The organism is Amycolatopsis sp. NPDC047767 (genome assembly GCF_040704195.1).
Taxonomy (GTDB): Bacteria; Actinomycetota; Actinomycetes; order Mycobacteriales; family Pseudonocardiaceae; genus Amycolatopsis.
This window is the reverse complement of sequence record NZ_JBEYSJ010000005.1, coordinates 111,414-128,352: the sequence shown is the minus strand read 5'-3', so window position 1 is coordinate 128,352 and position 16,939 is coordinate 111,414. Positions and strand designations below refer to the sequence as shown.

Sequence of the window (16,939 nt, the reverse complement as noted above, 5' to 3'; positions counted from 1 at the left end):
GCAGCAGCGGGAAGGAAACCAGTGAACTTCGCGTCCATTCGGATCATCACGGGCGACGTCGGGCGGCTCGTCGCGTTCTACGAGCGGGTCAGCGGGAAGGCGGCGAGGTGGAGCACGCCCGATTTCGCCGAGGTGGCGTTCGAGTCGGGGACGTTGGCGATCGGGAGCACGCGCACGGTGGGGCTGTTCGGGGCCGGGTCGGCGGAGGCCGGGGTGAACCGGTCGGTGATCGTCGAGTTCATCGTGGACGATGTGGACGCGCGGTACGCCAAGCTGAGCGAGTGGCTCGAGGAAGTGGTGACCCCGCCGACGACGATGCCGTGGGGGAACCGCGCCTTGCTGTTCCGGGATCCCGACGGGAATCTCGTCAACATTTTCACACCGGTCACCGAGGAGGCCGTGGCGAAGTTCGTTGCGGTGTCGCGGTAGGCGCCGGTCACCTACCCGGGCGAAGCCCGCCACGCGACCTGCATCGCCCTGGAGCCGGGGTTACCGTCGAAAGCGATGCACCACAGCGAGCAGGAAGCGGTTCAGCGAGCGGCTTCCGGCGCGGTAGTCGTCGACGCGTGAGCGAGCCGGCTGGCCAGTCCTTTTCGGACAGACCACCCGGCTCGCTCAACCCCCGGCACGAAAGATCACGCGGGCTCGACGCGGAACACCGCGATCCGGTCGGCCGATTCGGCGACGGCGTCCGGTGACGCCGCCCCGGCCAGCCCGGTGGTCACGAAGCGTTTGCCGACGCTCGCGGGACTCGTGGCGACCAGTTGGCGCAGCAGTGGACGCCGGTCCTCCACCGGGACCTCGACCAGCCGTGCGGTCCGGGATTTCCGGCCTCTCGTGAGCGTGACGGTGTCCGCGGCGCGCGCGTTGGCGACCCACGCCGCTTTCGGGAAGGCCTGGAAGATGTAGCGGCCGCCGCCGAGTTCGTTGACGGCGATGGGAAACGTGCGCGGCTGCCCGGTGCGCCGGCCCTTCACGGTGAGCAGCTGCATCGGCCCGAACGCGATCCCCCCGCGCTGCAGTCCGACGATGATCTTGTTGATGGTGTTGGTCATCCGGCGGTAGCTGTCTGTGCTCATGCCGTCGAGCGTACCTCAAGTTCTACGAGAACGATATAATATCTAACGCATATATCGTCGAGGCGCCGGTGGCACGTCGGCCGCGATACCCTACGGATTCCATACGAACCACGAGGGGACAGCGGCATGAGCCCAGACCGGGCCACGGCGCGGCGGCGACGGCAGCTGACGACGTCGGTCAAGGACGCCGTCCGCGACCTGAACATCCAGCTGTCGCTGCTCAACCGCCGCTTCGGCAGCCGCGTGGAGCTGCGCGACGTCGACTGGACCTGCCTCGACTTCATCAACCGCCACGGCCCGCTGTCGCCGAGCGAGCTGGCGCGCCGCGCCGGGCTGCACCCCGCGACGCTCACCGGCATCCTGGACCGCCTGCAGAAGGGCGGCTGGATCGTCCGCGAGCGCGACCCCGAGTCGGCCGACCGCCGCGCCGTGACGCTGCGCGGCGTGCGCGAGCGCAACGCCGAGCTGTTCCAGGTCTTCTCCGGCATGAACACCCGCATGGACGACGTCTGCGACCGCTACTCCGACGCCGAGCTCGAGGTGATCGCCGACTTCCTCCGCCGGACGTCCACAGCCGGGCAGGACTCAGCCGACGAGCTGGCGCCCTAGCGCTTCGTCCTTGCGCGGCACCAGGTTCGCCTGACCCCGCAAACGAAAGTGCCGGCGGAATCGCGTTCCGCCGGCACTCCCTCCTTGCACGTGGTCTTCCGGTCCCCCCGGCACCGAGAGATCAGCTACCCGGGTGCCGGAAGATCGAAACGGCACCGTGTCCTGCGCCACACCCGGCTCAGGCCGGGGCGCCGCCCATCATCCGCAGCATGGCGCGGCCGCCGGTCCGGACGAACCGGACGACGAGCAGGCCCGCGAGCAGCAGGAAGACGATGTTGAGCCACGTCGTGTAGTTCCACGAGATGCCGCTCTCCCCGACGGTGGCGGTGCGCTGCGTGGGGGTGAGGCCGGTGACGCCGAAGAGGAGCTCGACGGCGTAGCCGGCCGCGACCATGGCCGCGTAGAAGGCGCCGAGCAGGACCAGGGTCATGCGCAGGCCGTAGTACTTCCGGTAGATGTTGAGGATCGGGAGGATCAGCAGGTCGGCGAAGATGAACGACAGCACGCCGCCGAAGCTGATGCCGCCGTTCCAGAGCACGGCGGCCAAGGGGACGTTGCCGATCGAGCACACGAACGACAGGATCGCCACCAGCGGCCCGACCAACGGGCCCCAGAGCGCCGAGACGAGCGGGTCGTCGACGAAGAAGAACGCGCGCCAGAAGGAGTCGGGGACCCAGGCGCCGATGGCACCCGCGATGAGCAGGCCGACGACCAGGTCACGCAGGATCGCGGCCCACTCCATCACGAACACGTGCGCCACCGCGGTGAACCCGGCGCCGGAAGCCAGGCGGTGCCGGAACGATCCCTCGCCCGCCACGGACATGTCCATCGCGGCGTGGCCTTCCATGGACCCGGCCACGCCCTTGTCGGCTTGCGCCCGCGCCGCACGGATCAGCCGTTGCCGCACGAACAGCCGGAACAGCACCGCCACCAGCACGATCATGATCGGCCCGCCGACGAACTCCGCGACGGTGAACTGCCAGCCGAGCAGCAACGCCATGATGATGCCGAGCTCCACCACCAGGTTCGTCGACCCGATCTCGAACGCCATCGCCGCCGTGAAGCCCGCACCCTTGCGGAACAGGGACCGCGCCAGCGCCACGGCCGCGTAGGAGCACGACGACGAAGCCGCGCCCAGCAGCGAAGACACCGCCAGCGTGCGCGGCCGGTCGTCGCCCATCAACCGCACGATCGTGGACTTGCGCACCACCGCCTGCACCACGGCGCTCAGCACGAACCCGAGGATCAGCGCCCAGAGGATCTCCCAGGCCATCGACCCCGCCAACGCCAGCGCGTGCCCGATCGCTGCCACCTGACCTCCGGATACGGTGTGGGGGTATTCCACCGGCGACTCTAACCCTCGGGACAGATCCGGGCCAGGCGAACACCCTTGGGCGGACGACCGCGTCGCCGAAGACGGCGGCGAGCTGCGCGTGGAACAGGAAGCCGGCCGGTTCCTCACGGCCGCGCGGTTCCCGGTGAAGCTGCGGGAGGCCCGATGACCACCGTGGTCCTCGCCGACGACGAAGCCCTGCTGCGCAAGGCGCTCGCCGCGTTGCTGCCGCTGGAAGGCGAGATCGCCGTGCTCGCCGGGGCCGAGGACGGCGAGGGGGCGGTGCGGGCGACGCTGGAGCACCGGCCCGACGTGCTCGTGATCGACCTCGAAATGCCCGCTGTGGACGGCCTGGCCGCCGTCGCCGAGATCCGCCGCACGCGGCCGGACCAGGTGATGCTGACGCGCCACGCGCGGCCGGGCGTGCTGCGCAAGGCGCTGAAGCTTGGCGTGCAGGGATTCGTGAGCAAGTCGGCCGAGCCGGCGCACATCACGTCGGTGATCAGGACGTTGCACGAAGCGGCCCGATACGCCCGCGAACACGACTGGCTCTGGCGTCCGTCCACTGCGGACATCAAGGCGCGGACATCCAAGCGCGGACAACCAGGCCCGGACACAAAGAAAGGCAGGAAATACTCCTCCTGCCACTTCCAACGTATACCGCACCCCGGGGCTTGCGGCAAGACCCTGGTGGCGGCGCACAATCGTCCACCGTGGCCGGGACCCGGGGTGTCCGGCCCGGAGCCGAAACCGAAGCGGGGGAAGTTTTCGTGATCGATGTGCTCATCGCCGGTGGCGGGCCGACCGGCGTGATGCTGGCAGCCGAGCTGCGGCTGCAGGGCGTGGACGTGGTCGTGCTGGAACGCGATGCCGAGCCGAGCAAGATCGTGCGCGGGCTGGGCCTGCACACGCGCAGCCTGGAGGTGCTGGACCAGCGCGGGCTCCTGGAGCGGTTCCTGGAGGTCGGCACGACCTACCCGATCGGGGGATTCGCGGGGATCGCCAAACCGATCCCGCCGAACCTGGACACCGCGTTCCCGCACACGCTCGGCGTGCCGCAGACCGTCGTCGAGCGGTTGCTGAGGGAACACGCGATCGAGGTCGGCGCCGATCTGCGGTACGGCCACGAAGTCGTCGGGCTGAGCCAGGACGACGAAGGCGTGACGGCGGAGCTGGCCGACGGCTCGCAGCTGCGTGCGCGCTACCTCGTCGGCTGCGACGGCGGCCGCAGCACCGTGCGCAAGCTGCTCGGGATCGAGTTCGCCGGCGACCCGTCGCGGCAGGAGTGGCTGCTGGGCGAGGTCGAGCTGCAAGCGCCCGCCGACGAGGTGCTCGCCGTGATGACGGAGGTCCGCAAGACCCAGCTCGGGTTCGGCGCCGGCCCGCTGGAGACCGGGGGCTACCGGCTCGTCACGCCGGCCCTGGAGGTGGCCGAGGACCGCACGCGCCCGCCGACGCTGGAGGAGCTTCGGGAAGCCACGCGCGCGACCGCCGGAACCGATTTCGGCATGCACTCGCCGCACTGGCTGTCGCGTTTCGGCGACGCCACCCGCCTGGCCGAGCGCTACCGGTCCGGCCGCGTGCTGCTGGCGGGCGACGCGGCGCACATCCACCCGCCGATGGGCGGGCAGGGGCTCAACCTCGGTATCCAGGACGCGTTCAACCTCGGCTGGAAGCTCGCGGCCGCAGTTCACGGCTGGGCGCCGGCAGACCTGCTGGACACCTACGAGACCGAGCGGCACCCGGTCGCCGCGTCCGTGCTGAACAACACGCGGGCGCAGGCCGAGCTGATGTCGCTGGACCCGGGTCCGCAGGCCGTGCGCCGGCTGGTGTCGGAGCTGATGGACTTCGAAGAGGTGAGGCGGTTCCTGATCGAGAAGGTCACCGCGATCGGCATCCGCTACGACTTCGGCGCCGGCCCCGAACTGCTCGGCCGGCGGCTGCGCAACGTGAACCTGAAGCGCGGTCCGCTCTACACGCAGATGCGCGCCGGGCGCGGGCTGTTGCTCGACCAGACCGGCGCGCTTTCCGTGGCGGGCTGGGCGGATCGCGTGGACCACGTCGTGGACGTCAGCGAGGAGCTGGACGCGCCCGCCGTGCTGCTGCGCCCCGACGGGCACGTGGTGTGGCTCGGCGACGACCAGCAGGAGCTGGCGGACCGGCTGTCGCGGTGGTTCGGCGCCTGATCCCGGAGTTCGACGCGGCCGGCGTTCTTCGAGCTGCCGGCCGCGTCGCGACGGTCAGGCCTCGCTGCCCCAGCCGCGCTGGAACCCGTCCGGGGTGAGGCCCTCGCGCTCGCCCGCGGCGTGGAAGATCGGCAGGTAGCGCTGCGCCTCGAACTCGCCGAGCTCCTTGAGCGCGGCGACCCCGGGGGACGCGAGCCACGCGTCGAGCTCCGCGGGTGAGTCCCAGTGCGTGAGCAGGAGGTAGCGCACGGGCGCGAGCTCGGGGAACTCCTGCAGCGGCCCGACGAACTGGAACGGCTGCGCCTCGAACTCGCCGACCACGGTCTCGAACGGCCGCACCCCGAACCCGGGCAGGCTTTCCGTCAGGTCCGACAGCACCTGCGCGGCTTCGGTTTCCGACAGCGGGGTCTGGCGCGCGAGCGCGATCTCGGAGAACACGCGGCCCTGGATCTCCTCGCCTTCCGCGGGAAGGCGCCACTTGCGCAGGTACACCGACTTGAACCACGTCCGGTGCGCCTTGTTCTGCACGGCCGTGTGCGCGCGGTCGTGGTACCAGTCGTCCATCGCCGCGGGCGTCGACCACTTGCCGCAGAAGTACAGCCACGGCGAGTTGGCGATGGGCCCGCCGATCACCGCGCGGAACCCCGGCGACGCCGCCGCCACGGGACCGAACTTGTCCTGCGCCGCCCAGAACTGCTCGTCGACACCGGGATCGAGGGTGAAGCACGCCTCCATCACGGTGAGGGTTTGCGGGATCGTCGTCGAAGAGGTCATGCGTCGCCCCTGTCGGTATGTGGTGGTCGCCGCTGACAACAGCACGGAAGTCCGTGCCACCGCGGGCTTTCAGTGCCGAACACCATATGCCTCTCTCGCGACGGTCGTCAACGAAAAGCGATACAAGAGCGGCCGACCGGGTGAACCGTCCACAATGGCGGCAAGTTTGAGAACACAACCTTGTGCAGTGATATTGACCAGAGAGTACGCGGAGGGCTACCGTCTGATTCCATCGAACACTCGCGTGCCATCAAAATCGGCGTCGCCCCGAACGGAGCTCTCCCCGTGGCCTCCTCGTTTCCCCTGCCCACGTCAGCCGAAGACATTCCCGATGCGCTACTCGCCCGTTTCAACTCCGGCGACGTCGACGCGATGGAAGACCTCTACGCGCCCGAAGCCGTGTTCGTGACCAACCCGGGAACCACGGTGAGCGGTTGGCCGGCGATCCGCGAACAGCTCGCCGTGTTCCTCGAGCGGAAGCTGCCCATGAACTGCGAAGTGCGCCACGCGTTCGTAGCCGGCGAGGTCGCGATGTTCGCGCTCGACTGGCGCCTCGAAGGCTCGGACGTTTCCGGGGTGTCCACCGACATCGTGCGCCGAGGCGCCGACGGCCGCTGGCGGTTCGTGATCGACAATCCGTTCGGCACCGCGGCTCGCGAACCCGCGTAGAGAACTCGCCTGCCCGGTCGGTGCCGGACGGGCGAGTTTCCCGGGAAAAGCTCAGGCGCTCAGGCCACCGTCGACGCGGAGGGTGGCGCCGGAGACGTGGTTCGCTTCGGCGCTCGCGAGGAAGGCCGCCGCGGCGGCGTCCTCCGGCTTGCCGATGCGGCGCAAGGGGACCGTCTGGGCGAGGGCGGTGTGGTCGAGCGGCAGCATGTCGGTGCCGGTGGGGCCGAGCTGGACGACGTTGACCGTGATGCCGCGCGGGCCGAACTCGTGCGTCCAGGAGCGGGCGTAGGCCTCGATGGCCGCCTTCGTGGCGGTGTAGTCGCCGTAGCCCGAGTTGCCGCCAGTCTGGATCGCGCCGATCGAGCTGATCAGGATGATCCGCCCGCCCTCCCCGAGGTGGGCGGCGGCCGCACGGGTGGCTGCGGCCACGGCGTGCGTGTTGACCGCGAACTGGCGGTGGTGGGCGGAGTCGTCACGGTCGGGGTCGTCGAGGCGGCCGGTGACGAGGATCGCGGCGTTGTGCACCAGGACGTCCAGCCGGCCGAACTCGGCGACGGTGTCCCCCACCAGCCCGACCGCCTCGCTCGCGCTGGCCGCGTCGGCGCGGAACGCCTTGGCGCGCACGCCCAGCGCGGTCAGCTCATCCACCAGGGATTCGGCTTGGTCCTTAGAGTTGACGTAGCTGAACGCGATGTCGGCGCCGTCTCGCGCGAGCCGCAGCGCGATGCCCCGGCCGACACCGCGGGATCCCCCGGTGACCAGAGCGACCTTGTCCTGCAGTGAGATCGTCATGGCTCCACCGTGACGACGCGCCGGTGGGCCGGCCACACCCCGACGTGGGTACCTTCACGGTTGCGCGGGCGGCGCCTCCTGCAGCCGGCCGAGCACGGCCGGGTCCTGAAGTTCCAGCCACCGGATCACTTCGCTGTAGGTGGCGCAGACGGTTTCCGGCTTGGTGCAGACCTCCCCCATGAAGTCTTCGGTCGCCTTCGCGAACGCGCCGCCGGCCCAGTCGTTGAAGTGGTTGGCCACGACCAGCGGTGCGCGGTTCCCGGCGAACGCCGCCTGGTACGCGCCGCGGTAGGTGGCCAGCGTGTCCGCGCGGAACTCGGCGGTGCGCGTGGCGTCGTCGCGAGCGTGGTTGAACTGGAACCACAGGTTGTAGTCCATCATGATCACTTTTTTGTTCAGCGCGGGCACTTTCACGTACGGCATCCAGAACTCCCAGATGCCGTCGAGCTGCTCGGGCCAGCGCACGCCCTCGGACGACTGGCTGGAGTCGTAGCGCAGGCCCGCTTCACGCATCGCGGGCAAGGCCTGTTTCCAGTCGCCTTCGAGACACGGCGTGCGGCCGCCGCGGATCGTGGCCGGGTCGACGTTCAGGCCGCGCTGAGCGCGCGCCTGGTCGACGAACTGGAAGAACTGCGCCAGCTCGTCGCTCCACGCGGCGGTCGTCCAATGGCCGACGCTGGGTTCGGCGCCGGTGCAGAAGTGACCGTTGTAGTGCGTGCCGATTTCCTGCCCCTGGGCCACAGCGGTGTTGAGGTCGGCGACGAGCGTGCGCACGTCCGCGTCCGACCCGCCGAACCCGATGGACGCCTTGCCGGGACGGTGGCCGGGGCCGGGACCTTGGTACTGGTCACGTTGGTCGTTGGTCAGCAGGTAGATGCCGGAGAGGAAACCGCTGAAATGGGCGTTCACGGACTTGGCCAGCGGGAGGACCCGCTGCCAGTGCTCGTGGGATCCGGCGCCGTCGAAGGAAAACAGGACGAACTGCGGGGGTTTCTCCCCCGGTCTCAGCTTGTGCAGCCATTGCGCCGGCCGCGCGGCCGCCGGCGCGCTCGCGCCGCCGCCTTCCTGGGCCGGGGCGTCGTCGAAGACCAGCAGCGCCACCAACGTCAAGGCCAGCGCCACGCTCAGCGCGAGCACCGTTCTTCGCCGTCTGATCACTGCCTTGCTGGGCCGAGCCATCCCGCCTCCCTGTCCCCGGCGAGGGACACTACCTGCGCCGATGCCCGAAACCCGGGATTGACGGCGCGGCGAACAGCGCGGAAGTTATTCCTCTGCCGCACGGACATATGGTGATCATTACTCGCTGATTCAGCACTAGGATCGCTGAATGGAGCTGAGGCAGGTCGAGCACTTCCTCGCGGTGGTGCGGTGCGGGAGTTTCACCGCGGCCGCGCAGGAGGTGCACGTGGTGCAGTCGGCGCTGAGCGCGTCGATCCGCAAGCTCGAGGGCGAGCTGGGCACGTCGCTGTTCGAGCGGACCACGCGGCGGGTCGAGCTGACCGAGGCCGGGCGCGCGCTGGTGCCGGCGGCGCACCGGATCGTCGCCGACGTGGTGGCCGCGCGCGGCGAGGTGGCGGCCGTCGCGGGGCTGGCGAGCGGGCGCGTGTCAATCGGGACCATCCAGACGCTGACGGTGGTCGACCTGCCGGCCAAGCTCGGGGTGTTCCGCACGCGGTACCCGGGCGTGCGCATCCACGTGCGCGAGGGACTGATGCCCGATCTGGTGGCCGCGGTCGCCAGCGGCGAGTTGGACCTGTCGTTCCTCGCGGGCGAGGAGCCGTTGACCGACGAGCTGAGCAGCTTCGCGCAGTGGAGCCAGCAGCTGGTGCTGCTCTGCCACCCCGGTCACCGCCTCGGCCGGCGCCGCCGCGTCCGCCTCGCCGAGCTCGACGACGAGCCGTTCCTGGACTTCAGCGGCAGCGGGATCCAGGCCATGGTCGCGCGCCGCTTCGCCGACGCGGGCCTGCGGCAGAACCGCGTCTGCGAAGCCACGCACATGCCGTTGCTGGTGGAACTCATCGCCGCCGGACTCGGTGTCAGCATCGTGCCGGAGCCGGTGGCCGAGCGCTCCGGCCTGCCGTTCGCCCGGATCGAACAGCCCACCTTCAGCCGCGCGATCCACCTGGCGGGCCGGGGTCCGGCTCCGACGAACCCGGCCGCGCGGGCCCTTCTGGCGCACCTGCTCTCGTGACCCTGACCCTGGGCCTGGCGAACAGCAGCGCGCACCCGACGAGCCCGAGCGCCATGGCCACCGTCGGGTAACCCACGAGCCCCGCGACCGCCGCCAACGCCAGCGCGCGCACGCCGAACCGCCGCAGCAGACGGACGAGGTCCGTGGTCTCGGTGTCCATGCGCTTGAGTATTCGCCGGACCGGGTCAGCGAGTCCAACGCAGAATTTTGCTGGGATTCAGCTGTGTGGGAGCTGAATCAGGACCCCGTCCCACTCGGCCAGGTACCGCACGGTCCTCACCTTGAGCCAGGTGTGAAACTCGTTTTCGCCGTTGCCCTGCATCACGAAGACCCAGTCGCCGGCTCGCCAGATCAGCACCTGCCAGCTCTGGTCGGCGTCGTGGAACGGCCTTCTCGGAGTGCCCATCGGCGCGCGCGTCCACGTGCTCAGGTCCTGCTCGATCGGACTCCACCACGGGAAGTCGATCTGCGTCTCGAGACCCCGGTCCACGAACCGGATTCCCGACCCGCCCGCGCTCGGATCGTCGAACACCTCGATCACGAACTCGTGGGCGACCGGGAAGTCCACCTCGAGCTCGCCCACCGTGCGGTGGTCCTCGATCCGCAGAACGGGTTCGTCGCGCATGCGGCCTCTTTCGACGTCGGGGCTCACCTCATTCTCGCAGGGCGCAGGTGTCGATTCCGGGAAACGCTGTTCGACGTACTCGTGACCACACCGGCAACGCGAGGAGAAAGCACATGGCCCACGACGCGAACGGTCCCATCCGGCTGTACATGTCGATGTCGCTCGACGGGTTCATCACCGGGCCCGACGACCGGCCCGGGCAGGAGCTCGGGGAGGGCGGCGGGCGGCTGTTCAACTGGCTCGACGACCGCCACGGCGACGGTCCCAGCGGCCGGATCTTCCAGGAGGCCATGGCGACCGGCGCGGTGATCTCGGGGCGGCGGACGTTCGAGCTGGCCGGGCGGTGGCAAGGCGATCACCACGACGGCGTGGCGATCAACGTCCTGACCCACCACGTCGATCCGGACGACCGGCCGCCCGGCAGCGCGCGGTTCTTCACCGACGTCGGCGCGTGCGTGGCCGAGGCGCGGGCCGCTGCGGGTGGGCGCGCGGTGCTGGTGCACGGCGCGGGCGCGGCGCAGGCGTTGCTGCGCGCGGGTTTGCTGGACGAGCTGGAGATCCACCTCGTCCCGGTGGTGCTGGGCGGTGGGCGGCGGCTGTTCGACGACACGCGCGTCGAGCTGCGGCAGGTTCGGCAGCTGACCGATCGGGACGTCACGCACCTGCGCTACGCCGTGGCGGGCCACCCCCGGTGAACGGAGGCGGCCCGCTGCGTCAAGAGATCAGCTGTGCGCCGCGGCCAGCTGGGACTGGTCGGTGGCCGGCGGGACGAGCTTCGGGTATTCCTTCTGGAACTTGGTGATCATCGTCGCGGAGGGGACGATCTTGTTCGGGTTGGCCTGGCTCGTGGCCTGCTTCTCGCCCCACGCGCCGGCGGCCTTGCGCTGGTCCGGGGTGCCGTGGCTGTGCTGGCAGTCGCCGATGGAAGCGTTGAGGTAGGTCACTTCCTGCTGGGTGCGGGCGTCCCACGCCTCACCCTTGGCGTGCGCGACGAAGTAGCCGCCGTACGCGTCGGGGCCCATCTCGCCGGACTCGTTGCGCGGGAAGTTGTCGTGGGCGAAGTCGACCTGGTGGCCGTATTCGTGGCCCAGCACGGCCTCCACCGCGACGTCGTCGAAGCCGAGCAGGTTGGTGGTGTCGAGGATGCCGTCGCCGAGCATCACGCGCTTGCCGCCGAAGCTGTCGGCGGGCGCGGAGAACGCGTTGAGCGTCAGCAGCGGGTTGCGGCCGCCCTGCAGCACCGGAAGCTCGAAGAGCACCTTGTTCGCGAGCGCGGCCGCGTCCTTCACGCGCGCCGGCGCGAGGCCGAGGCCGAAGGTCTGCGCCATCTTGGTGGGGCTGCCGAGGTCGGTGCCCTTCCAGGCGACGAGCTGCACGTTCCAGCTCTCGATGTCCCAGAACCCGCGCAGCTTCGAAATGGCCGAGGTGGCGCGCGACGTGTACTGCCCGTCGGTGCCGAACACCTGCGGCTGCTTGTCGGTGGCGACGCCCTGCGCGTAGAGCTGACCGAGCGCGGAAAGCGCGTCGAAGGCTTGCCCCTCGACCGGCGTGAGCTGCGAGGCGAGCTGGTTCGCATACGTGAGCAGCGCACCCTCGGTGCAGTCCGCGGCCGGCTTCTGCTTCGCGTTGGTCTGCTTCCGGCCGATGTGGTCGATCGGCGAGTCGATCAACGAGTCGACGCCGGCCCGCGCACTCGCGGGAATGCCGTTGTACAGGTCCACGACGTTCTGGTACAGCTGCGTCACGTCCTGCTCGACCGTCGACGGCGCCGGCTCGGCCGCGAACGCCGGCACGGCCGTGGCCACCGTGAGCGCGCACAGCGTGCCCGCCGCGGCCAGAGTTCTGCTGAGCGTGCGTGGAAGTTTGGGCACAGGTGTTCCCCTCCTGAGAAAAGACCCGGGATCAAGATCGAGAATCAAGATCACCTTAGGACGGACTCAGGCCCCGAAACGGGCATCACCCGAAGACCCCCGGGATGGCCTACACCATTCGGCGGGGTCCCCCTGGCCGAAAGTACTAGGCCCGGACCGGCCGTGGACAAAGACCGACGAAAGTGCTGGGCCAGGCAGGGGAAATCGGCGTTCCGGCTCAACCTTTCAACGCGCCGCTCACTGCATTTCGAATGAGTGCAGCAACGCCGGAAAGCGCTCGAACGCCTCCCCCAGTCGCGCGGCGAGCTCTTTCAGCAACGGCAGCCGCGTGGCCACGAACTCCGGCACCGGAAGATAGCCGGAAACCGTGGAACAACTGACGCCCGCGACCACCGAGCCGCCGAAGACCGGGCAGCCCAGTGCGGTGATGCCGACGTCGAGCTCGTCGACGACGACCGCGTAACCGTCCTGGCGGGCCTGGGCCAGCGAATCGCGCAAAGCCTCGGCGGAGGTGATCGTGGAGGCCGTTCGCGGGGCGAGCGTGGCGGCGGCGAAAAAAGCGTCGACGACGGCCGGGCGTTCGTTCGCCAGGATCGCGCGGCCCGACGCGCTGACGTAAGCCGGCACCCGAGCCCCCGGAGTGATGGCGAAGCGCATCAAGCGATCGGTCTGCGCGTGGCAGACGTGGAGGATGTCCGTGCCTGCCAAGGCCGTCAGGGAAACGCTGTCGCCGGTCTCGTCGCGGACGCGTTGCAGCAGCGGCTGCGCGAGGCTGCTCAGGTTCATCGCGCGCGTGTAGCCCGCCGACAGCTCCAGCACGCGGGGTGTGAGGACGAACCGCTTGTCCACCTGAGCGAGGTAGCCGAGCTCCACGAGGGTGAGCAGGAAGCGGCGCGCGGCGGCCGGACTGAGGCCCGTGGCCGCGGCGACCTGGCTGAGGGACATTTCGGGCTGGTCGGGCCCGAACGCCCGCAGCACCGTCAATCCCCTGGCCAGCGAGGTGACGAACTGTTCCTTGTCGGCGCTTGACATCGTCGCGATGCCCTTCCTAATCTCCGTTTACCGCCTAGCGGAAAAATATTCGCTAGGCGAAATTCTAGCACTGCTCCGGCTCAACGAGGAGGCTCGGCGTGCGCACCAACGAACAGTCGGCACACCTGACCAGACGAGCGACCATTGCGGCGACGTTCGGCACCGTGGTCGAGTGGTACGACTTCTTCCTCTACGGCACCGCGTCCGCGTTGATCTTCCCGAGCCTGTTCTTCCCGTCGGCCAGCTCACTCAACGGCTCGCTGCTGTCGTTCGCCACGTTCGCCACCGGGTTCGTCGCCCGGCCGCTCGGCGGAGCGATCTTCGGGCACGTCGGGGACCGCATCGGACGCAAGAACGCGCTGGTCATCACGCTGCTGGCCATGGGACTGGCGACGCTGGCCGTCGGCCTGCTGCCCACGTACGGGCAGATCGGCGCACTGGCCCCGATCCTGCTGGTGGTGCTGCGGATCGTGCAGGGCATCGGCACCGGCGGCGAGTGGGGCGGCGCCGCGCTGCTGACCAAGGAGAACGGCAGCAACCGGCCCGGGTTCTGGGGCGGGTTCCTGTCCAGCGCGGTGTTCGCGGGGCTGATCCTCGCGTCGGTGGTCTACGTCGTGATCGGCGCGCTGGTGGACAACCACCAGCTGCTGTCCTGGGCCTGGCGCATCCCGTTCCTGCTCAGCGTCATCCTCGTCGGCGTGGGCCTGTGGGTCCGCAAGGGCCTGCCGGAGACGCGCGAGTTCGCCCGCATCAAGCAGGCCGGCGAGCAGGAACGCGCGCCGCTGATCAAGGCGTTCAAGCAGCCGCGCAACATGCTCGCGATCTTCCTGATGCGCGTCGGCCAGAACGCGACGTTCAACATCGTCTCCGTCTTCATCCTCACCTACGCGACCACGCAGCTCGGCCTCGGCAAGTCGCAGATCCTGTGGTCGACGGTCATCGGCGCCGCGGTCGCGTGCGTGCTCTGCCCGGTCTACGGCCACCTCGGCGACCGCTTCGGCTTCGGCCGCGTGATGATCGTGGCCCTGCTCTTCCAGGCGGTGTTCGCGTTCCCGTTCTTCCTGCTCGTGGACAGCAAGGGCGTCGCGCCGGTGATCATCGCCGTGACGGTCGGGATCGCGGGGGCGGGCGCGGCGACCGACGCCATCCAGGCCGGGTACTTCGCCGGGCTGTTCAGCACGCGCAGCCGCTACAGCGCCATCTCCGTCGGCCGGGAAGGCGGCACCGTGGTGGGTGGTGGCCTCGCGCCGCTGATCGCCACGGCGCTGCTGGGCTGGCTGCACGGCAGCCCGTGGGCGATCGCCGGCTGGATGGCGCTGACGAGCTTGATCGGCATCGTCGGAGTGCTGCTGGTGCGCCCGCACCACGAAGCCGAAGACGTCGTCACCGAGTCCGGCCGCACCGGTTCGGCCCTGATCTGAACGGGAACCGCGCATGACAACGGGAAACCTCGTGCTCGACGCCGCAGCCAGCACGGTGGGCACGCTCTTCGAAGACCGCGCCCGGACGCACCCCGGCCGCGTCGCGCTGCAATCCGGCGAGCGGCAGGTGACCTACGGAGAGCTGGCCGAGCGCAGCCGCCGGATCGCCGCGCTGCTGGCGAGCCGGGGGGTGCGGCGCGGCGACCGGGTGGCGCTGGTTTCGGAGAACCGCACCGAGTACCTGGAGATCACGCTCGCCGTGGCGCTGCTGGGCGCGATCGTCGCGTGCCCCGGCCTGCGGGCGGGCGCCGACGAGCTCGTGGCCTGCCTCGACCTCGTCGAACCCACGGTGCTGGTGACCTCACCGCGAGCCGACGAGAAGTTCGCCGCGCCACTGGGTTCCCGCCCGCGGCTGCTGCTGGGCGAGGCTTTCGAAGCGGAAGTCGCGGCGACAACCCCGTGGGCCGAGCCGTCGGCGGCGCAGCCGGAAGACGTCCTGATCATCATCTACACCAGCGGCACCACAGGCGTGCCGAAAGGCGCGGCCATCAGCCACCGCGCGGAGATCGCACGTAGCTCCGCCACGCGCGCGGAGTACGGCCTGGCGGGTGACGACGCGTTCGTCGCCTGGTCGCCACTGAGCCACATGGGCGCGTTCGACAACTCGGTGAGCACGCTCATCAGCGGCGGCAAGGTCGTGGTCGTCGACGGGTTCGACGCGGCCGAGCTCGCCCACGTCGTGGCCACCGAACGGCTCGGCTGGCTGCTGCTCATGCCCGGCACGGTCCGGCGCTTCGCGGACGTCCTGCGGGACAAGCAGATCACGCCGGCCGGGGTGCGCCTGTGCGGGGTGATGCCGGACCTCATCGGGCCGGACGAGATCGCCGAGATCACCGCGCTGCTCGACGCGCCGTTCGCGAACACCTTCGGCACCACCGAAACCGGGTGCCCGCCGGCTTCGGGCGACGCGCTCGCCGTCGGCGTGGAACCGGCGTCACTGTCCAAAGTGCAGAGTGGCTACTGCGAAATCCGGCTGGTCGGCCCCGACGACCACGACGTCGCCGACGGCGAACCGGGCGAGATCTGCATGCGCGGGCCCACCGTGTTCAGCGGCTACTGGAACGACCCGGCCACCACCGCGCACGACTTCCGCGGCGGCTGGTTCCACCTCGGCGACGTGTTCGTGCGCAACCCCGACGGCACGCTGGACTTCGTCGACCGCGCGAAGTACCTGATCAAGAGCGGTGGCGAGAACATCTACCCCGCCGAGATCGAGCGCGCCCTGCTGCGCCACCCCGAGGTGCTCGAAGCCGTGGTCGTCCGCCGCGCCGACCCGACGTGGGGTGAGGTGCCGGTCGCGTTCGTGGCCCGGTCCGGCGACACGGCCGTGTCGGCGGAAGAGCTGATCGAGCTCTGCGGCGAACGGCTGGCGAAGTACAAGCGGCCGCGTGAGATCCGGTTCGTGGCGCCGGAGACGTTGCCGCGCAACGCGTCCGGGAAGGTCGTCCGCGGCGAGCTCGAGAAGCGAGCCTGAGCGTCGAAGGAAGGAACACGCATGTTGGGTGATTCACCGGAGTTCCGCTCCGACATCAGCTGGAGCACGGCGAAGAGCATCACGGTGTTCGGCCACGACCTGGTCGACGACCTCGTCGGCAAGGTCAACCTGGGCGACATGGGCTTCCTGGAGCTCACGGGCCGTCTGCCGACCCCGGGTGAGTCCACTGTGTTCAACGCACTCACCGTCAGCCTGGTCGAACACGGCATGACCCCGAGCGCCATCGCCTCGCGGCTGACGCACTACGGCGCACCGGATTCCCTGCAGAGCGCGGTCGCGGCCGGCCTGCTGGGGCTCGGGACGACGTTCGTGGGCTCCATCGAAGGGGCCGCGCGGTACGTGCAGGAGGCCGACCTCGACGGCGATCTCGCGGCGGAGGCGGGCGCGATCGTCGACCGGTTCGTCGCCGCGAAGACGCTCATCCCCGGCATCGGCCACCCGATCCACAAGCCGCTCGACCCGCGGGCGGAACGCCTGTTCACGCTGCTCGACGAGGCCGGCCTCACCGGGCCGGAGGTCGCGTTGATCCGGGAAGTCGCGCGCCAGGCGGGAATCGCGCTGGGCAAGGAGCTCCCGGTCAACGTCACCGGCGCGATCGGCGCCATCGCATCGCGGCTGGGCATCGACTGGCGCGCCGCGCGGGGCATCGGCGTGATGGCGCGGGCCGTCGGCCTCGTCGGCCACGTGCTGGAGGAGATCCGCAGGCCGACGGCACCGGCCATCTGGCGTGAGGTCGACGAGGCCGCGACCCGCCACCACGAGTGAGCGGCCCGGGGCCGGGCGCGGGCCCGGCCCCGGCGTC

General features: G+C 70.0%; 18 protein-coding genes. 10 read left to right on the top strand and 8 right to left on the bottom strand.

Annotated elements, in window-relative coordinates:
* Positions 1 to 21 precede the first annotated feature (21 nt).
* Positions 22 to 429, top strand: a complete 408-nt coding sequence (locus AB0878_RS11660) for a VOC family protein (RefSeq protein ID WP_366578956.1) — start codon at positions 22 to 24, stop codon at positions 427 to 429.
* 206 nt (positions 430 to 635) lie between these two features.
* On the opposite strand, the gene AB0878_RS11655 is transcribed toward AB0878_RS11660, so the two are convergent.
* A complete protein-coding gene (locus AB0878_RS11655; RefSeq protein ID WP_366578954.1) occupies positions 636 to 1,079 on the bottom strand; it encodes a nitroreductase family deazaflavin-dependent oxidoreductase in 444 nt (147 codons plus the stop codon).
* A gap of 126 nt (positions 1,080 to 1,205) precedes the next feature.
* Between AB0878_RS11655 and AB0878_RS11650 the strand changes: the two genes are divergently transcribed.
* Positions 1,206 to 1,688: a MarR family transcriptional regulator gene (locus AB0878_RS11650; RefSeq protein WP_366578952.1), complete on the top strand. Its 483-nt coding sequence runs from the start codon at positions 1,206 to 1,208 to the stop codon at positions 1,686 to 1,688.
* A 178-nt stretch (positions 1,689 to 1,866) separates the two neighbouring features.
* Here the strand turns inward: AB0878_RS11650 and AB0878_RS11645 are convergent, their stop codons facing one another.
* A complete protein-coding gene (locus tag AB0878_RS11645) occupies positions 1,867 to 3,000 on the bottom strand; it encodes a permease (RefSeq protein WP_366578950.1) in 1,134 nt (377 codons plus the stop codon).
* A 186-nt stretch (positions 3,001 to 3,186) separates the two neighbouring features.
* Here AB0878_RS11645 and AB0878_RS11640 point away from each other — a divergent pair, with 186 nt between their 5' ends.
* On the top strand, positions 3,187 to 3,795 hold the full coding sequence (locus AB0878_RS11640) for a response regulator (protein ID WP_366578948.1): 609 nt from the start codon (positions 3,187 to 3,189) through the stop codon (positions 3,793 to 3,795).
* Complete coding sequence (gene rox, locus AB0878_RS11635; protein ID WP_366578946.1) at positions 3,792 to 5,207, top strand: rifampin monooxygenase; 1,416 nt, start codon at positions 3,792 to 3,794, stop codon at positions 5,205 to 5,207. The genes AB0878_RS11640 and rox overlap by 4 nt, the downstream gene beginning before the upstream one ends.
* 54 nt (positions 5,208 to 5,261) lie before the next feature.
* On the opposite strand, the gene AB0878_RS11630 is transcribed toward rox, so the two are convergent.
* Positions 5,262 to 5,981, bottom strand: coding sequence for a hypothetical protein (locus AB0878_RS11630; protein ID WP_366578944.1), 720 nt, complete (start codon positions 5,979 to 5,981; stop codon positions 5,262 to 5,264).
* Positions 5,982 to 6,266: 285 nt separating this feature from the next.
* On the opposite strand from AB0878_RS11630, the gene AB0878_RS11625 reads away from it, so the two are divergent.
* Positions 6,267 to 6,650 carry a nuclear transport factor 2 family protein gene (locus tag AB0878_RS11625; RefSeq protein ID WP_366578942.1) on the top strand — a complete coding sequence of 128 codons (384 nt, stop codon included), beginning with the start codon at positions 6,267 to 6,269 and terminating at the stop codon, positions 6,648 to 6,650.
* 51 nt (positions 6,651 to 6,701) lie between these two features.
* Here AB0878_RS11625 and AB0878_RS11620 read toward each other — a convergent pair whose 3' ends face one another.
* Together AB0878_RS11620 and AB0878_RS11615 are read right to left on the bottom strand one after the other, a co-directional pair.
* Positions 6,702 to 7,442, bottom strand: coding sequence for an SDR family oxidoreductase (locus AB0878_RS11620; RefSeq protein WP_366578940.1), 741 nt, complete (start codon positions 7,440 to 7,442; stop codon positions 6,702 to 6,704).
* 54 nt (positions 7,443 to 7,496) lie between these two features.
* Complete coding sequence (locus AB0878_RS11615; RefSeq protein ID WP_366578939.1) at positions 7,497 to 8,621, bottom strand: polysaccharide deacetylase; 1,125 nt, start codon at positions 8,619 to 8,621, stop codon at positions 7,497 to 7,499.
* A gap of 148 nt (positions 8,622 to 8,769) precedes the next feature.
* On the opposite strand from AB0878_RS11615, the gene AB0878_RS11610 reads away from it, so the two are divergent.
* Positions 8,770 to 9,633 (top strand): LysR family transcriptional regulator, encoded by an 864-nt coding sequence (locus AB0878_RS11610; RefSeq protein ID WP_366578937.1) that lies wholly within the window; start codon positions 8,770 to 8,772, stop codon positions 9,631 to 9,633.
* 217 nt (positions 9,634 to 9,850) lie between these two features.
* Here AB0878_RS11610 and AB0878_RS11605 read toward each other — a convergent pair whose 3' ends face one another.
* Positions 9,851 to 10,258, bottom strand: a complete 408-nt coding sequence (locus tag AB0878_RS11605; RefSeq protein ID WP_366578936.1) for a hypothetical protein — start codon at positions 10,256 to 10,258, stop codon at positions 9,851 to 9,853.
* 113 nt (positions 10,259 to 10,371) lie between these two features.
* Here AB0878_RS11605 and AB0878_RS11600 point away from each other — a divergent pair, with 113 nt between their 5' ends.
* The gene (locus AB0878_RS11600) at positions 10,372 to 10,953 is read left to right on the top strand and encodes a dihydrofolate reductase family protein (RefSeq protein WP_366578934.1); all 582 of its coding nucleotides are present in this window, start codon (positions 10,372 to 10,374) and stop codon (positions 10,951 to 10,953) included.
* 27 nt (positions 10,954 to 10,980) lie between these two features.
* Here the strand turns inward: AB0878_RS11600 and AB0878_RS11595 are convergent, their stop codons facing one another.
* On the bottom strand, positions 10,981 to 12,129 hold the full coding sequence (locus AB0878_RS11595) for a hypothetical protein (RefSeq protein ID WP_366578932.1): 1,149 nt from the start codon (positions 12,127 to 12,129) through the stop codon (positions 10,981 to 10,983).
* A gap of 237 nt (positions 12,130 to 12,366) precedes the next feature.
* Positions 12,367 to 13,161, bottom strand: a complete 795-nt coding sequence (locus AB0878_RS11590) for an IclR family transcriptional regulator C-terminal domain-containing protein (RefSeq protein WP_366578930.1) — start codon at positions 13,159 to 13,161, stop codon at positions 12,367 to 12,369.
* Positions 13,162 to 13,259: 98 nt separating this feature from the next.
* Between AB0878_RS11590 and AB0878_RS11585 the strand changes: the two genes are divergently transcribed.
* From AB0878_RS11585 to AB0878_RS11575, 3 genes are read left to right on the top strand one after another with little or no spacing between them, the layout of a single operon-like run.
* On the top strand, positions 13,260 to 14,582 hold the full coding sequence (locus AB0878_RS11585; protein ID WP_366578928.1) for an MFS transporter: 1,323 nt from the start codon (positions 13,260 to 13,262) through the stop codon (positions 14,580 to 14,582).
* A gap of 13 nt (positions 14,583 to 14,595) precedes the next feature.
* Positions 14,596 to 16,116 carry an AMP-binding protein gene (locus AB0878_RS11580; RefSeq protein ID WP_366578926.1) on the top strand — a complete coding sequence of 507 codons (1,521 nt, stop codon included), beginning with the start codon at positions 14,596 to 14,598 and terminating at the stop codon, positions 16,114 to 16,116.
* Between the two features lie 21 nt (positions 16,117 to 16,137).
* A complete protein-coding gene (locus AB0878_RS11575; protein ID WP_366578924.1) occupies positions 16,138 to 16,902 on the top strand; it encodes a citryl-CoA lyase in 765 nt (254 codons plus the stop codon).
* The last annotated feature ends 37 nt before the right edge of the window (positions 16,903 to 16,939 follow it).

Bases quoted from the DNA above. Each gene is read 5' to 3' on its own strand.
- AB0878_RS11610 (WP_366578937.1), top strand. From the start codon at position 8,770: ATGGAGCTGAGGCAGGTCGAGCACTTCCTCGCGGTGGTGCGGTGCGGG.
- AB0878_RS11590 (WP_366578930.1), bottom strand. From the start codon at position 13,161: ATGTCAAGCGCCGACAAGGAACAGTTCGTCACCTCGCTGGCCAGGGGA.
- AB0878_RS11580 (WP_366578926.1), top strand. From the start codon at position 14,596: ATGACAACGGGAAACCTCGTGCTCGACGCCGCAGCCAGCACGGTGGGC.
- AB0878_RS11615 (WP_366578939.1), bottom strand. From the start codon at position 8,621: ATGGCTCGGCCCAGCAAGGCAGTGATCAGACGGCGAAGAACGGTGCTC.
- AB0878_RS11620 (WP_366578940.1), bottom strand. From the start codon at position 7,442: ATGACGATCTCACTGCAGGACAAGGTCGCTCTGGTCACCGGGGGATCC.
- AB0878_RS11600 (WP_366578934.1), top strand. From the start codon at position 10,372: ATGGCCCACGACGCGAACGGTCCCATCCGGCTGTACATGTCGATGTCG.
- AB0878_RS11630 (WP_366578944.1), bottom strand. From the start codon at position 5,981: ATGACCTCTTCGACGACGATCCCGCAAACCCTCACCGTGATGGAGGCG.
- AB0878_RS11605 (WP_366578936.1), bottom strand. From the start codon at position 10,258: ATGCGCGACGAACCCGTTCTGCGGATCGAGGACCACCGCACGGTGGGC.
- AB0878_RS11640 (WP_366578948.1), top strand. From the start codon at position 3,187: ATGACCACCGTGGTCCTCGCCGACGACGAAGCCCTGCTGCGCAAGGCG.
- AB0878_RS11650 (WP_366578952.1), top strand. From the start codon at position 1,206: ATGAGCCCAGACCGGGCCACGGCGCGGCGGCGACGGCAGCTGACGACG.
- AB0878_RS11655 (WP_366578954.1), bottom strand. From the start codon at position 1,079: ATGAGCACAGACAGCTACCGCCGGATGACCAACACCATCAACAAGATC.
- AB0878_RS11575 (WP_366578924.1), top strand. From the start codon at position 16,138: ATGTTGGGTGATTCACCGGAGTTCCGCTCCGACATCAGCTGGAGCACG.